Annotated in this window: 4 protein-coding genes, 28 tRNA genes and 4 rRNA genes (1 of these 36 only partly in view); all 36 read left to right on the forward strand. The window is 41.1% G+C overall.

The window, feature by feature from the left end; translation table 11 throughout:
• A 23S ribosomal RNA gene (locus tag FP432_RS00020) occupies positions 1-270 on the forward strand; it begins 2,637 nt to the left of the window's first position.
• 67 nt (positions 271-337) lie between these two features.
• Positions 338-454: ribosomal RNA gene (gene rrf / locus FP432_RS00025) — 5S ribosomal RNA — on the forward strand.
• A gap of 8 nt (positions 455-462) precedes the next feature.
• Positions 463-535 (forward strand) — tRNA-Val (locus FP432_RS00030).
• A 3-nt stretch (positions 536-538) separates the two neighbouring features.
• Positions 539-611 (forward strand) — tRNA-Lys (locus FP432_RS00035).
• Positions 612-630: 19 nt separating this feature from the next.
• Positions 631-712: transfer RNA gene (locus FP432_RS00040), tRNA-Leu, on the forward strand.
• A 24-nt stretch (positions 713-736) separates the two neighbouring features.
• Positions 737-809, forward strand: a tRNA-Thr gene (locus tag FP432_RS00045).
• 18 nt (positions 810-827) lie between these two features.
• Positions 828-899: transfer RNA gene (locus tag FP432_RS00050), tRNA-Gly, on the forward strand.
• A gap of 12 nt (positions 900-911) precedes the next feature.
• Positions 912-997, forward strand: a tRNA-Leu gene (locus FP432_RS00055).
• Between the two features lie 9 nt (positions 998-1,006).
• Positions 1,007-1,080, forward strand: a tRNA-Arg gene (locus FP432_RS00060).
• 5 nt (positions 1,081-1,085) lie between these two features.
• Positions 1,086-1,159 (forward strand) — tRNA-Pro (locus FP432_RS00065).
• A 20-nt stretch (positions 1,160-1,179) separates the two neighbouring features.
• Positions 1,180-1,253 (forward strand) — tRNA-Met (locus tag FP432_RS00070).
• Between the two features lie 5 nt (positions 1,254-1,258).
• Positions 1,259-1,332: transfer RNA gene (locus FP432_RS00075), tRNA-Ile, on the forward strand.
• 27 nt (positions 1,333-1,359) lie between these two features.
• Positions 1,360-1,433 (forward strand) — tRNA-Met (locus FP432_RS00080).
• Positions 1,434-1,436: 3 nt separating this feature from the next.
• A tRNA-Asp gene (locus tag FP432_RS00085) sits at positions 1,437-1,509 on the forward strand.
• Between the two features lie 6 nt (positions 1,510-1,515).
• A tRNA-Phe gene (locus tag FP432_RS00090) sits at positions 1,516-1,588 on the forward strand.
• Between the two features lie 16 nt (positions 1,589-1,604).
• Positions 1,605-1,675, forward strand: a tRNA-Gly gene (locus FP432_RS00095).
• 5 nt (positions 1,676-1,680) lie between these two features.
• Positions 1,681-1,755, forward strand: a tRNA-Ile gene (locus FP432_RS00100).
• A gap of 2 nt (positions 1,756-1,757) precedes the next feature.
• A tRNA-Ser gene (locus FP432_RS00105) sits at positions 1,758-1,847 on the forward strand.
• 672 nt (positions 1,848-2,519) lie between these two features.
• Positions 2,520-2,591 (forward strand) — tRNA-Glu (locus tag FP432_RS00110).
• 25 nt (positions 2,592-2,616) lie between these two features.
• Positions 2,617-2,707: transfer RNA gene (locus tag FP432_RS00115), tRNA-Ser, on the forward strand.
• Positions 2,708-2,715: 8 nt separating this feature from the next.
• Positions 2,716-2,789 (forward strand) — tRNA-Met (locus tag FP432_RS00120).
• 3 nt (positions 2,790-2,792) lie between these two features.
• Positions 2,793-2,865 (forward strand) — tRNA-Asp (locus FP432_RS00125).
• A 6-nt stretch (positions 2,866-2,871) separates the two neighbouring features.
• A tRNA-Phe gene (locus FP432_RS00130) sits at positions 2,872-2,944 on the forward strand.
• A gap of 4 nt (positions 2,945-2,948) precedes the next feature.
• Positions 2,949-3,030, forward strand: a tRNA-Tyr gene (locus tag FP432_RS00135).
• A 7-nt stretch (positions 3,031-3,037) separates the two neighbouring features.
• Positions 3,038-3,108, forward strand: a tRNA-Trp gene (locus tag FP432_RS00140).
• 15 nt (positions 3,109-3,123) lie between these two features.
• Positions 3,124-3,196: transfer RNA gene (locus FP432_RS00145), tRNA-His, on the forward strand.
• Between the two features lie 76 nt (positions 3,197-3,272).
• Positions 3,273-3,343 (forward strand) — tRNA-Cys (locus FP432_RS00150).
• Positions 3,344-3,375: 32 nt separating this feature from the next.
• Positions 3,376-3,459: transfer RNA gene (locus FP432_RS00155), tRNA-Leu, on the forward strand.
• 117 nt (positions 3,460-3,576) lie between these two features.
• A complete protein-coding gene (locus tag FP432_RS00160; protein ID WP_265488797.1) occupies positions 3,577-4,743 on the forward strand; it encodes a glycosyltransferase family 4 protein in 1,167 nt (388 codons plus the stop codon).
• Positions 4,736-5,779, forward strand: coding sequence for a glycosyltransferase family 4 protein (locus tag FP432_RS00165; protein ID WP_265488798.1), 1,044 nt, complete (start codon positions 4,736-4,738; stop codon positions 5,777-5,779). Before FP432_RS00160 ends, FP432_RS00165 begins: the two co-directional genes overlap by 8 nt.
• A complete protein-coding gene (locus FP432_RS00170; protein ID WP_265488799.1) occupies positions 5,779-6,792 on the forward strand; it encodes a lysylphosphatidylglycerol synthase transmembrane domain-containing protein in 1,014 nt (337 codons plus the stop codon). The genes FP432_RS00165 and FP432_RS00170 overlap by 1 nt, the downstream gene beginning before the upstream one ends.
• An 86-nt stretch (positions 6,793-6,878) precedes the next feature.
• Positions 6,879-8,948 (forward strand): LTA synthase family protein, encoded by a 2,070-nt coding sequence (locus FP432_RS00175; protein ID WP_265488800.1) that lies wholly within the window; start codon positions 6,879-6,881, stop codon positions 8,946-8,948.
• 519 nt (positions 8,949-9,467) lie between these two features.
• A 16S ribosomal RNA gene (locus tag FP432_RS00180) occupies positions 9,468-11,040 on the forward strand.
• A gap of 138 nt (positions 11,041-11,178) precedes the next feature.
• Positions 11,179-11,253 (forward strand) — tRNA-Ile (locus tag FP432_RS00185).
• 35 nt (positions 11,254-11,288) lie between these two features.
• A tRNA-Ala gene (locus tag FP432_RS00190) sits at positions 11,289-11,361 on the forward strand.
• A 138-nt stretch (positions 11,362-11,499) separates the two neighbouring features.
• Positions 11,500-14,406, forward strand: a 23S ribosomal RNA gene (locus FP432_RS00195).
• The 16S and 23S rRNA genes sit together here with 2 tRNA genes alongside, the layout of an rRNA operon.
• The last annotated feature ends 29 nt before the right edge of the window (positions 14,407-14,435 follow it).

Consider the following 14,435-nt stretch of genomic DNA (forward strand, 5'->3'; position numbering starts at 1 on the left):
TAGGAAATTTGAGAGGAGCTGTCCTTAGTACGAGAGGACCGGGATGGACATACCGCTGGTGTACCAGTTGTCGAGCCTTCGGCACCGCTGGGTAGCTATGTATGGAAGGGATAAGCGCTGAAAGCATCTAAGTGCGAAGCCCCCCTCAAGATGAGATTTCCGATGCGAAAGCAGTAAGACACCTTAAAGACGATGAGGTAGATAGGCTAGGAGTGGAAGTACAGTGATGTATGGAGCGGACTAGTACTAATCAGTCGAGCACTTGACCAAGCAAGAAGAGCTCAGCGGTTTTTTGCGAGAGATTATATTTAGTTTTGAGTGTAAAAGCTCAAAAGAGTACGGTGGCGAAAGCGAGAAGGATACACCTGTTCCCATGCCGAACACAGAAGTTAAGCTTCTCCACGCCGAAAGTAGTTGGTGGGAAACTGCCTGCGAGGATAGGAAGTTGCCGTGCTCAGACCTGGAGGATTAGCTCAGCTGGGAGAGCATCTGCCTTACAAGCAGGAGGTCACAGGTTCGAACCCTGTATCCTCCATCTGAGTCGTTAGCTCAGTTGGTAGAGCATCTGACTTTTAATCAGAGGGTCGGCAGTTCGAGACTGCCACGACTCATTGGCCCTAATTTTAATATGCGGGTGTGGCGGAATTGGCAGACGCGCTAGATTTAGGTTCTAGTGTTTTCGGACGTGTGGGTTCAAGTCCCACCACCCGTATCTCGCCAATTACGGTAGAGCAAAGCCGATTTAGCTCAGTTGGTAGAGCATCTGTCTTGTAAACAGGGGGTCGAAGGTTCGAATCCTTTAATCGGCATTACAACTTAATATATATGCGGAAGTAGTTCAGTGGTAGAACATCACCTTGCCATGGTGGGGGTCGCGGGTTCGAATCCCGTCTTCCGCTTATCATTATCATGCCGGGGTGGCGGAACTGGCAGACGCACGGGACTTAAAATCCCGCGGTTGGTGACAACCGTACCGGTTCGATTCCGGTCCTCGGCATATAATGATGCACCCTTAGCGCAACTGGATAGAGTGTCTGACTACGAATCAGAAGGTTGAAGGTTCAAATCCTTCAGGGTGCACATTTCGGGAAGTGGCTCAGTTTGGTAGAGCACCTGGTTTGGGACCAGGGGGTCGCAGGTTCGAATCCTGTCTTCCCGATTGTAACTTGGTTACATTTTGGCGGTGTAGCTCAGCTGGCTAGAGCGTCCGGTTCATACCCGGGAGGTCGAGGGTTCGATCCCCCCCGCCGCTATACTTGGACCTTTAGCTCAGTTGGTTAGAGCAGACGGCTCATAACCGTCGGGTCGTAGGTTCGAGTCCTACAAGGTCCATTTTGGACTTTATTTTTTTATTATAATCGCGGGATGGAGCAGTCTGGTAGCTCGTCGGGCTCATAACCCGAAGGTCATAGGTTCAAATCCTGTTCCCGCAATATGGTCCCTTGGTGTAGGGGTTATCACGCCTCCCTGTCACGGAGGAGATCACCGGTCCGAATCCGGTAGGGACCGTAAAATGGCTCGGTAGCTCAGTTGGTAGAGCAAAGGATTGAAGCTCCTTGTGTCGGCGGTTCGATTCCGTCCCGCGCCATTCTTTGTTTAATTTTGCGGGTATAGTTTAGTGGTAAAACGAAAGCCTTCCAAGCTTTAGTCGCGAGTCCGATTCTCGTTACCCGCTTTAATGGGCCTATAGCTCAGCTGGTTTAGAGCGCACGCCTGATAAGCGTGAGGTCGATGGTTCAAGTCCATTTAGGCCCATTGGAGACTTACTCAAGTGGCTGAAGAGGCGCCCCTGCTAAGGGTGTAGGTCGGTTTATACCGGCGCGAGGGTTCGAATCTCTCAGTCTCCGTATAATTCTTTATAAACGTTGATATATCAGCATTTATTTTTTTATGTACAGAAAGCGTACAGAATAATTTGTATTTGAGTACCCGGAAGGGTGCTTTTTTAATAAATAGAATTTTTATACTCTTTGAAATAAAGTACTCAGAATCAAGCAAAAACAGGCTTGATTCTTTTTTTAAGCCTAATAGAGCTTAATAGTCAAAATTCAAAAATAATCGAGTATACTGACTATCTCATTAGAAATATGTAACTTCCTTAGGAGAATACTATGAACTCTTATAAAAGGGATTTAAAGATGTATTTTAAGAATCAAAGAAAAGTCAAAGTAAAGCCGTAGTATGGCTGTTTTCGCTAAAGATTGACATATAAAGAATTTGATTTGCAGATGTATTAATAAATTGAAAGAAGTCCCTACATTTGAATTTATAATGTATCTTTTGGCTGTTTATAAAGTCAGATTTAAGTCTCTACGAGAAACATATTAAATTTTTCTTTTAAGACTTGTTGCATTGTAATAAAGGAATACAAAAATTATATAAAAAATGCTTGCAATAATTATTTCAATTTAGTATTATTTATATTGCTGATGCGGAAGGAATTAGTTAAATAAAATTCTTCTTGACAAGGAATACTTCTTCCTGTATTATAAATAATTGCGTTAGCACTTATAAAGTTCGACCCGTTGGTCAAGTGGTTAAGACACCGCCCTTTCACGGCGGTAACATGAGTTCAAATCTCGTACGGGTCATTCCTGAAATCAGGAAATTAAAAATGGAGGATTACCCAAGTCCGGCTGAAGGGAACGGTCTTGAAAACCGTCAGGCGGGTTTTGCCCGCGCGTGGGTTCGAATCCCACATCCTCCTTATATAATCGCGGGATGGAGCAGTCTGGTAGCTCGTCGGGCTCATAACCCGAAGGTCATAGGTTCAAATCCTGTTCCCGCAATATGGTCCCTTGGTGTAGGGGTTATCACGCCTCCCTGTCACGGAGGAGATCACCGGTCCGAATCCGGTAGGGACCGTAAAATGGCTCGGTAGCTCAGTTGGTAGAGCAAAGGATTGAAGCTCCTTGTGTCGGCGGTTCGATTCCGTCCCGCGCCATTCTGGAGGCCTAGCGAAGTGGCTAAACGCGGCGGTCTGTAAAACCGCTCTCTCTGAGTTCGGTGGTTCGAATCCACTGGCCTCCATTTAAATAGGGATATCGTATAAAGGTAGTACATCGGTCTCCAAAACCGCTAGTGTGGGTTCAATTCCTACTATCCCTGTTTTAATATTTCACGGCGGAATTGGTGAAGCGGTTAACACACCGGTTTGTGGATCCGGCATGCGTGGGTTCGATCCCCACATTCCGCCCTAACATTGGGATGGAGCCATACACATGGCAATAACTTTTATTGGTTATTATCCCAATTTTTTTATATCAGAATTTGGCGGTGTAGCCAAGTGGTAAGGCACGGGTCTGCAAAACCTTGATCACCGGTTCAAATCCGGTCACCGCCTTTGCCTGAATATTCTGATTTCTATTTTAATATGGCGGTGTGGCGGAATTGGCAGACGCGCCAGACTCAAAATCTGGTGTCCCCTGGGACGTATCGGTTCGACCCCGATCACCGCTATAATTATTCAGACATTCTGGCAAAAAGAACGTGGGTAATCTTGCTCACGTTCTTTTTTTGTATCAAATTGCATGTCTGGTGTAACATCTTTATAATATCTCTATATGGAGGTTTTTTATGAATATTGGTCTTTTCACAGATACTTACTTTCCACAAATTTCAGGAGTAGCTACTTCAATTCAAACTTTAAAGAATGCTTTAGAAGCACGTGGTCATTCAGTATTTATATTTACAACTACAGATCCTCATTTACCAAAGGGGTCTGTTGAGCCTAATGTTTTTAGAGTAGCTAGTGTACCTTTTGTCTCTTTTACTGATAGAAGAATCGCGTTTAGAGGTGTTTTCCAGGCAACTAAGATTGCTAAGGAAGTTAAACTTGATGTAGTGCATACTCAAACAGAATTCTCAATGGGAATGATCGGAAAATATGTAGCAAAATCTCTTAATATTCCAGCTATTCATACTTACCACACCAATTATGAAGATTATTTACACTATGTTTTAAATGGCCATTTGTTAAAGCCATATCATGTAAAACAATTTGTTAAAGCTTATTTGCACAGTATGCAAGGTGTAATTGCACCAAGTGAGCAAACGAGAAAAACTTTAAAAGGTTATGGTGTAAAAACTCCAATGAGAATAATTTCAACTGGAGTAGATTTGCATAGCATTAATGAAAATCCAAAAAGAGATGTTAGACAAGATCTAGGATTAACAGATCGAGATTTGGTTTTATTAACTCTTAGCCGTGTTGCGCCAGAGAAGAAGATTGATCATTTGATTCAAAGTTTACCTCGAATTTTAAAAGAGGTTCCTAATGTAAAATTAGTTATTGCTGGTGATGGTCCAGCGATGGAAGATTTACAAGACCTAACCCATAACTTAAATCTTGAAGATAAAGTAATTTTTTCTGGAAATGTGGAACACAGTGATGTGGGGAATTACTATCGTATGGCAGATTTATTTGTTTCAGCTAGCGATACAGAAACGCAGGGATTGACATATATTGAAGCACTCGCTGCAGGTACACCTTGTGTTGTATTTTCAACGGATTATACTCAAGATATTTTTAGTGAACCAGAACTAGGAAGAATTTTTAAATCTCAAGCTGAAATGGAAAGAGATATTATTGAACTTCTACGTAAAAAGCAATTTACTATTTCTAAAAATATTTTGCATAAAACTTTAGATAAAGTTACGGCTAGTTCATTTGGAGAAAATGTTGAAAAATTTTATTTAGATGCAATTACAGAACTAAAAGCAAATGAGGTAAAAAATGATTAGAATAAATATGTTTTCCGAAGCTGATTCAGTAAAGGGTCAGGGAGTAGGATCAGCCTATAATGAATTAATGCGGTTAATGAGAAAAGACTTAGTTGATGATTTTTATGTAACAGTGAATAGATATGGGAAAAGTGATTTAACCCATTATCATACAATCAATCCAACATATTTTGCTAATAGCTTTTCGCCAAGTCGGGGAAGAAAAATTGGATATGTACATTTTTTACCAGAGACTTTAGAAGGTTCAATAAAATTGCCAGGGTTTGCTAAAAATGTATTTTATAAATATGTAGTAGATTTTTATGATCGGATGGATCAAATAGTAGTAGTAAATCCAATGTTTATTGAAAAATTGGCAAATCACGGAATTGATTCTCAAAAAGTTAAATATATTCCAAATTTTGTTTCAAAAGAAGAATTTTATGAACAGACGCAGGAAGAAAAAAATGCTTTTAGAAATAAACTAGGGATTCCATTAGATAAATTCATTGTATTTGGAGATGGTCAAGTACAAGAGCGTAAGGGAGTTGCAGATTTTGCTAAGCTTGCTCAAGCAAATCCTGATATTCAATTTATCTGGGCAGGGGGCTTTTCATTTGGTATGATCACTGATGGATATGACCGTTTAAAGGAATTAGTAAAGAATCCTCCAAAAAACTTAATTTTTACTGGGATAGTTGAACGTCAGGAGTTAGTAAATTACTTAAATATAGCTGATCTCTTTTTGTTACCCTCATATGATGAATTATTTCCAATGTCTGTACTCGAAGCTTTTTCAACCCATACTCCTGTTTTGCTTCGTGATTTAGAATTATATAAAGCAATAATTGATGGTTATTATGCGCAAGGAAAGGGCTTTACAGAACTAAATGCTCAAATTAAAAATTTCGTTAAACATCCGGAATTATTAGCTAAATATAAATTACTTTCTCAAAAGGCCAGTGAGCAATATTCAGAAGAGAATCTAGCAAAAATTTGGCGAGAATTTTATCTGTCTCAATATGAAATCGGAAAAAAAGTAGGACAAATTAAATAATGAATAAAAAACATTTACTGGGTGTACTGATAGTTTTAAGTATTAGTGGAGCAGTAATTTTTCATGAGTTAAAGACAACTAATATAGCTCAATTAATTTCAGCAGCTAAGAATATAAATTTTTTCTTTTTTGGTTTAGTATTACTTGTAATGCTAATTTCCTATGTTTTTGAAGCAAGCATTATTGCTGTGTTGGAACATCAGAAAAATGAGCCTAAACGGTCAAAGTGGTCATTTTTTAGAATTCCCTTAATTCAAGCTTTATTTAATGCAATTACACCAATGTCTACTGGTGGACAACCGTCTCAATTGATTGCAATGATTCAAATGGGAATTGAAGGTGGACGTGCAACATCGATTTTATTGATGAAGTTTATCATTTATCAAATTTGTGTATTTTTCGCCTATGTTTCTACTATTATCTTTGGTTTTCACTTAGTTATTCAGAAATTTAAGGGGTTAGCTCTCTTTATCTTAATTGGTTTTATTATTCATATTTCCTCTATTATTTTTCTTCTTGCTATCATGTTTGCTTATTCCTGGACAAAAAAAGCAACCCTGTGGATTATGAATTTGTTAGAAAAAATCTTTAAGAAATCTACTGTTGCTAAGTGGCGAAAAAGCACCATGGAACAAATAGATTCCTTTTATAAGGAGGGACAAAATTTAAAAAGGGAGAAATTCAAGCTTATTGGTGCCACAGGGTTAACAATTGGCCAACTTTTATGCTTTTATTCAATTCCGTATCTAATCTTGTTAGCTTTAAATGTGTCTACTTCTTGGGTTAATGTAACACAAATGAATATTATGATTATTATGTTTATGGCAATCATTCCAATTCCTGGGGCTTCTGGTGGAGCTGAATTTAGTTTTCAAACTTTATTTTCTACCTTTGTAAGTTCAAATATTATTTTAGTTTTAGGAATGTTTTTGTGGCGGTTTACTACATACTTCTTTGGCATGATTTTAGGAATCTTTGGCTGGATATTTAAACCAAAGAAGGTTAAAGCATAATTATCTATAAATTTTAATAAATTTACTTTCATTTGTACTGCGAATAGTAGTACTATCAAAAAAGAGAATTTTTGATGGAGGGAATTATGGCTCACCTTAAATCCTTGTATAACTGGCTTTTTAAAACTAAATTAGGATTTTTTAGTTTTGTTGTTGTACTTTTTTGGATCAAGACATATTTAATTTATAAAACAAAATTTAATCTTGGCGTTGTTGGACCAATGCAAGAATTTTTACTTTTGTTTAATCCAATACCAGCAGCCCTTTTACTAATTGGTATTGGTTTATTCTTTAAAGGAAGAAAATCATATTGGATAATGGTCCTAATTGATTTCTTATTATCTCTATGGCTATTTTCAAACATTCTGTACTATCGTGAATTCTCAGACTTTTTGTCAATGTCAATTATCAAAACATCTGGTTCAACGTCTGATAATTTAGGAAAGAGTATCGTTGGAATAACTCATGCGACAGATTTTTTATGTTTTCTTGATGTCTTAATTATTATTTTTTTAATTGCATTTAAAGTATTTAAGATTGATGTAAAGCGTTTAAAATTCAGAATTCCTATCCTAATAGAAGTAATTGCCGTGAGTTTATTAGGACTGAATTTGACAATGGCTCAATCAGATAGGTCAGGACTTTTGACTAGAACCTTTGATAATAATTATATTGTTAAGTATCTGGGGATGAATGCTTTCGCAGTCTATGACGGAATGAAGACTGCACAAACTGAGGCAATTATGGCCAAAGCTAATCATAATGATTTAAAAGCTGTCCAAAATTATATTAAGAAAAATTATATTGCCCCAAATCCGGCTTATTATGGTGTGGCCAAGAATAAGAATGTTCTAGTTATTCACCTTGAAAGTTTTCAACAGTTTTTAATTGATTATAAGTATAAGGGAAAAGAAGTAACTCCTAATTTGAATAAACTGTATCACGAAAACGATACAATTAGTTTTGATAATTTCTTTAATCAAGTAGGACAAGGTAAGACATCTGATGCAGAAATGATGATTGAAAATTCGTTGTTTGGTTTGCAATCAGGGTCTGCAATGTCGAGCTATGGAACTTCAAATACTTTCCAGGCAACGCCGGCTATCTTGGGACAACAAGCAGGCTATACAAGTGCAGTGATGCATGGAGGTGCTGGCTCATTTTGGAATAGAGACAACGCTTATAAATCTTTTGGCTATGACTATTTTATGCCGTTAAGTTACTATAGCAATAAAAAGGGTTACTATAATGGCTATGGAATTAAAGATAAGCTTTTCTTTGATCAATCTGTTAAATATATTGAGCATTTACCTCAACCATTTTATTTAAAAATGATTACTGTTACTAATCATTATCCTTATGACTTAGATAAAGAAGATACAACAATTGGTAAAACAAAAACTGGGGATCAAACGGTAGATGGTTATATTCAAACTGCCCATTATCTTGATGAGGCAATTGGGGAATTAATGGATTATCTTCAAAAGACAGGTTTAGAGAAAAATACTCTAATTATGTTGTATGGAGACCATTATGGTATTTCAGGAAATCACCATAAGGCAAGTGCGGAACTATTAGATAAAACTAGCTTTAATGATTTTGACAATTTACAATTCCAAAGAGTACCACTTATGTTCCATATGCCTGGATTAAAGGGTGGCATCAATCATACTTATGGTGGAGAGATCGATGTAAGACCAACCCTATTTAATCTATTGGGAATAAATGATAAGAATTACATTCAATTTGGCCATAGTTTGCTTGCAAAAAATGCTCCCCAGATTGTTGCTCAAAGAAATGGGGATTTTATTACTCCAAAATATAGTCGTGTTGATGGAAGCTACTTCTATACAGCAACGGGCAAAAAAATATCTCATCCGAATAAAGCTACTAGAGAACAATTAGCTTCAATTTCAAATACTGTTACAAGTGAACTTTCATTGTCAGATAGAGTAATAACGGGAGATTTATTAAGATTTTATACTCCTCAAGATTTTAAACCAGTTAAAAAGAAACAATATTCATATAAAGAGAGTAAAGCGTTAAGAAAGCTAAAAAAAGAAGAGCGGAAAAAGAAAAATAGCCTTTACTATCAAAATGGTAAGAAATCAACAAGAGATGAGTTTAAAACTGATGCGCCAGAATTAAAAAGATAAAAATAAGAGTAAAAGTATAATACTTTTACTCTTATTTTTTGTTGAAAATTATCTTGTAAAAAGTATTGTCAAGCCCAGGAGTACCGTGTATAATAATAAACTGTTGTTAGAAAGAGAAAGGATAAATTGATCCTTGACACTATTCTAATAGCTGTGCTATAATTATTAAGCTTCATTTTTGAGAAGCAATAAAATTGTGATTAAAAGAATTAATTAAAAAAAGTTCTTGACAAATATATTACAATTTTGTTACAATTATAAAGCACTGATTCGACTGCGAGTTTTATTACTTCTTTCGAAAAAATAATTTAAAAAAAGTTCTTGCTTTTATAAATTATGTGTGCTATAATTAATAAGCTGACTTAGTCAGCTGGTAGTACCTTGAAAACTGAACAAAGTTTCGCTGAAAAGTGTGCGGGGTTTTTAACCCCAATCAATAAGCGAAGTCAATTCGCAAGCAATAAATTTGTGATAACAAATTAAAAAATATCATGAGCTATTTCAAGCTCATTTCTTATGGGAAATGAGAGTTTGATCCTGGCTCAGGACGAACGCTGGCGGCGTGCCTAATACATGCAAGTCGAGCGAGCTTGCCTGGATGATTTTGGTGCTTGCACCAAATGAAACCAGATACAAGCGAGCGGCGAACGGGTGAGTAACACGTGGGTAACCTGCCCAAGAGACTGGGATAACACCTGGAAACAGATGCTAATACCGGATAACAACTTTAGACGCATGTCTAGAGTTTGAAAGATGGGTTTTCTATCACTCTTGGATGGACCTGCGGTGCATTAGCTAGTTGGTAAGGTAACGGCTTACCAAGGCAATGATGCATAGCCGAGTTGAGAGACTGATCGGCCACATTGGGACTGAGACACGGCCCAAACTCCTACGGGAGGCAGCAGTAGGGAATCTTCCACAATGGACGAAAGTCTGATGGAGCAACGCCGCGTGAGTGAAGAAGGGTTTCGGCTCGTAAAGCTCTGTTGTTGGTGAAGAATGATAGAGGTAGTAACTGGCCTTTATTTGACGGTAATCAACCAGAAAGTCACGGCTAACTACGTGCCAGCAGCCGCGGTAATACGTAGGTGGCAAGCGTTGTCCGGATTTATTGGGCGTAAAGCGAGCGCAGGCGGTTTAATAAGTCTGATGTGAAAGCCTTCGGCTCAACCGAAGAATTGCATCAGAAACTGTTAAACTTGAGTGCAGAAGAGGAGAGTGGAACTCCATGTGTAGCGGTGGAATGCGTAGATATATGGAAGAACACCAGTGGCGAAGGCGGCTCTCTGGTCTGCAACTGACGCTGAGGCTCGAAAGCATGGGTAGCGAACAGGATTAGATACCCTGGTAGTCCATGCCGTAAACGATGAGTGCTAAGTGTTGGGAGGTTTCCGCCTCTCAGTGCTGCAGCTAACGCATTAAGCACTCCGCCTGGGGAGTACGACCGCAAGGTTGAAACTCAAAGGAATTGACGGGGGCCCGCACAAGCGGTGGAGCATGTGGTTTAATTCGAAGCAACGCGAAGAACCTTACCAGGTCTTGACATCCAGTGCAATCCTAAGAGATTAGGAGTTCCCTTCGGGGACGCTGAGACAGGTGGTGCATGGCTGTCGTCAGCTCGTGTCGTGAGATGTTGGGTTAAGTCCCGCAACGAGCGCAACCCTTGTCATTAGTTGCCATCATTAAGTTGGGCACTCTAATGAGACTGCCGGTGACAAACCGGAGGAAGGTGGGGATGACGTCAAGTCATCATGCCCCTTATGACCTGGGCTACACACGTGCTACAATGGATAGAACAACGAGAAGCAAACCCGTGAGGGCAAGCGGATCTCTGAAAACTATTCTCAGTTCGGACTGCAGTCTGCAACTCGACTGCACGAAGCTGGAATCGCTAGTAATCGCGGATCAGCACGCCGCGGTGAATACGTTCCCGGGCCTTGTACACACCGCCCGTCACACCATGAGAGTCTGTAACACCCAAAGCCGGTGAGATAACCTTTATAGGAGTCAGCCGTCTAAGGTAGGACAGATGATTAGGGTGAAGTCGTAACAAGGTAGCCGTAGGAGAACCTGCGGCTGGATCACCTCCTTTCTAAGGAAGGCGAAGATGATGGAGAGTGTGAGAGCACTAATAGAAGTCATCGAAAAGCAAAACGGAAGCACACTTGAGAAACTTTGTTTAGTTTTGAGGGTAATACCTCAAAAAAACTTGAATAACGCCAAGCGAATCGGGCCTATAGCTCAGCTGGTTTAGAGCGCACGCCTGATAAGCGTGAGGTCGATGGTTCAAGTCCATTTAGGCCCATTCAAAGCTTATTGCTTTGAGCCAATATGGCGAATGGGGGCTTAGCTCAGATGGGAGAGCGCCTGCTTTGCACGCAGGAGGTCATCGGTTCGATCCCGTTAGCCTCCATAGAGAATTGAAATAAGTCAATTCTCTTAAGAGTTAGTACATTGAAAACTGAATATAATCTAGCAAAAAACCGAGACAATCGTAAAACAGATTGCAAGAGCGACCGAGAGAGAAAACTCAAAAAGAAGACTTGAAATAGGTCAAGTAGAAAAGGGCGCATGGTGAATGCCTAGGCACTAGAAGCCGATGAAGGACGTGACTAACCACGAAAGGCTTCGGGGAGCGGTAAGTACGCAGAGATCCGGAGATATCCGAATGGGGGAACCCAATACGTGAAGACGTATTATCAATTACTGTTAAGGTAATTGAAGGAAGACGCAGTGAACTGAAACATCTAAGTAGCTGCAGGAAGAGAAAGAAAAATCGATTTCCCAAGTAGCGGCGAGCGAAACGGAAAGAGCCTAAACCAGCTGGCTTGCCAGTTGGGGTTGTAGGACTACGACACGGTACTCGAAGAGATAGCAGAATTATTTGGAAAAATAAGCCAGAGAAGGTGAGAGCCCTGTAGGCGAAATTTCAGAGAGACCCAGTAGGATCCTGAGTAGGTCGGAACACGAGAAATTCCGATTGAATCCGCGAGGACCATCTCGCAAGGCTAAATACTAACTAGTGACCGATAGTGAACCAGTACCGTGAGGGAAAGGTGAAAAGAACCCCGGAAGGGGAGTGAAAGAGAACCTGAAACCATGTGCCTACAAATAGTCAAAGCACATTAAAGTGTGATGGCGTGCCTTTTGTAGAATGAACCGGCGAGTTACGTTATGGTGCAAGGTTAAGTCAGAAAAGACGGAGCCGGAGCGAAAGCGAGTCTGAAGAGGGCGAGAGAGTATCATGACGTAGACCCGAAACCAAGTGACCTACCCATGACCAGGTTGAAGGCGTGGTAAAACATGCTGGAGGACCGAACCCACGTAAGTTAAAAATTGCGGGGATGAGTTGTGGGTAGCGGTGAAATTCCAAACGAACTTGGAGATAGCTGGTTCTCTCCGAAATAGCTTTAGGGCTAGCCTCGTGTGAATGATAGTGGAGGTAGAGCGCTGTTTGGACTAGGGGCCCGTCATGGGTTACTGAATCCAGATAAACTTCGAATACCATATATCAATGCACGGGAGTCAGACTGCGAGTGATAAGATCCGTAGTCGAAAGGGAAACAGCCCAGATCACCAGTTAAGGTCCCCAAATCTATGCTAAGTGGAAAAGGATGTGGAGTTGCGTAGACAACTAGGATGTTGGCTTAGAAGCAGCCACCATTTAAAGAGTGCGTAATAGCTCACTAGTCGAGTGACGCTGCGCCGAAAATGTACCGGGGCTAAGCATAGTACCGAAACTGTGGATGCATATTTATATATGTGTGGTAGGAGAGCGTTCTAAGTGCGGCGAAGTTTGATCGAGAGGACAAATGGAGCGCTTAGAAGTGAGAATGCCGGTATGAGTAGCGAAAGATAGGTGAGAATCCTATCCGCCGAAAGACTAAGGTTTCCTGGGGCAGGCTCGTCCGCCCAGGGTAAGTCGGGACCTAAGGTAAGGCCGAGAGGCGTAGCCGATGGATAACAGGTAGAAATTCCTGTACTGAAACTAATCGATATGAGCGATGGAGGGACGCAGTAGGCTAGTGACGCATGGTGCTGGAAATCCATGTGTAAGCATTAAGTATTGAAGTGAGTCAAATGCTTGCTTCTAAAAGTACAAGATGTGATGCGGAGCGAAATAAAAGTAGCGAAGGTCATGATGTCACACTGCCGAGAAAAGCTTCTAGCCAGAGTAGTTTTACCCGTACCGCAAACCGACACAGGTAGTCGAGGAGAGTATCCTCAGGTGAGCGAGAGAACTCTCGTTAAGGAACTCGGCAAAATGACCCCGTAACTTCGGGAGAAGGGGTGCTGATAGTAAAATATCAGTCGCAGTGAAGAGGCCCAAACAACTGTTTATCAAAAACACAGGTATCTGCAAAATCGTAAGATGACGTATAGGTGCTGACACCTGCCCGGTGCTGGAAGGTTAAGAGGAGAGCTTAGCGAAAGCGAAGGTTTGAATTGAAGCCCCAGTAAACGGCGGCCGTAACTATAACGGTCCTAAGGTAGCGAAATTCCTTGTCGGGTAAGTTCCGACCTGCACGAAAGGTGTAATGATTTGGGCACTGTCTCAACGAGAGACTCGGTGAAATTATAATACCCGTGAAGATGCGGGTTACCCGCGACAGGACGGAAAGACCCCATGGAGCTTTACTGTAGCTTGATATTGAGTATTTGTTAAACATGTACAGGATAGGTAGGAGCCAGAGAAGATAGGACGCTAGTTTTATCGGAGGCAATGTTGGGATACTACCCTTGTTTGATGGATCCTCTAACTCACAGAGCTGAGCGTTCTGGAGGACAGTGTCAGGTGGGCAGTTTGACTGGGGCGGTCGCCTCCTAAAATGTAACGGAGGCGCCCAAAGGTTCCCTCAGAATGGTTGGAAATCATTCGCAGAGTGTAAAGGTATAAGGGAGCTTGACTGTGAGAGTTACAACTCGAACAGGGACGAAAGTCGGGCTTAGTGATCTGGTGGTACTGAATGGAAAGGCCATCACTCAACGGACAAAAGCTACCCTGGGGATAACAGGCTTATCTCCCCCAAGAGTTCACATCGACGGGGAGGTTTGGCACCTCGATGTCGGCTCGTCGCATCCTGGGGCTGAAGTCGGTCCCAAGGGTTGGGCTGTTCGCCCATTAAAGCGGCACGCGAGCTGGGTTCAGAACGTCGTGAGACAGTTCGGTCCCTATCCGTCGTGGGCGTAGGAAATTTGAGAGGAGCTGTCCTTAGTACGAGAGGACCGGGATGGACATACCGCTGGTGTACCAGTTGTCGAGCCTTCGGCACCGCTGGGTAGCTATGTATGGAAGGGATAAGCGCTGAAAGCATCTAAGTGCGAAGCCCCCCTCAAGATGAGATTTCCGATGCGAAAGCAGTAAGACACCTTAAAGACGATGAGGTAGATAGGCTAGGAGTGGAAGTACAGTGATGTATGGAGCGGACTAGTACTAATCAGTCGAGCACTTGACCAAGCAAGAAGAGCTCAGCGGTTTTTTGCGAG

Source organism: Lactobacillus sp. PV034, from assembly GCF_014522305.1.
Classification (GTDB): Bacteria; Bacillota; Bacilli; order Lactobacillales; family Lactobacillaceae; genus Lactobacillus.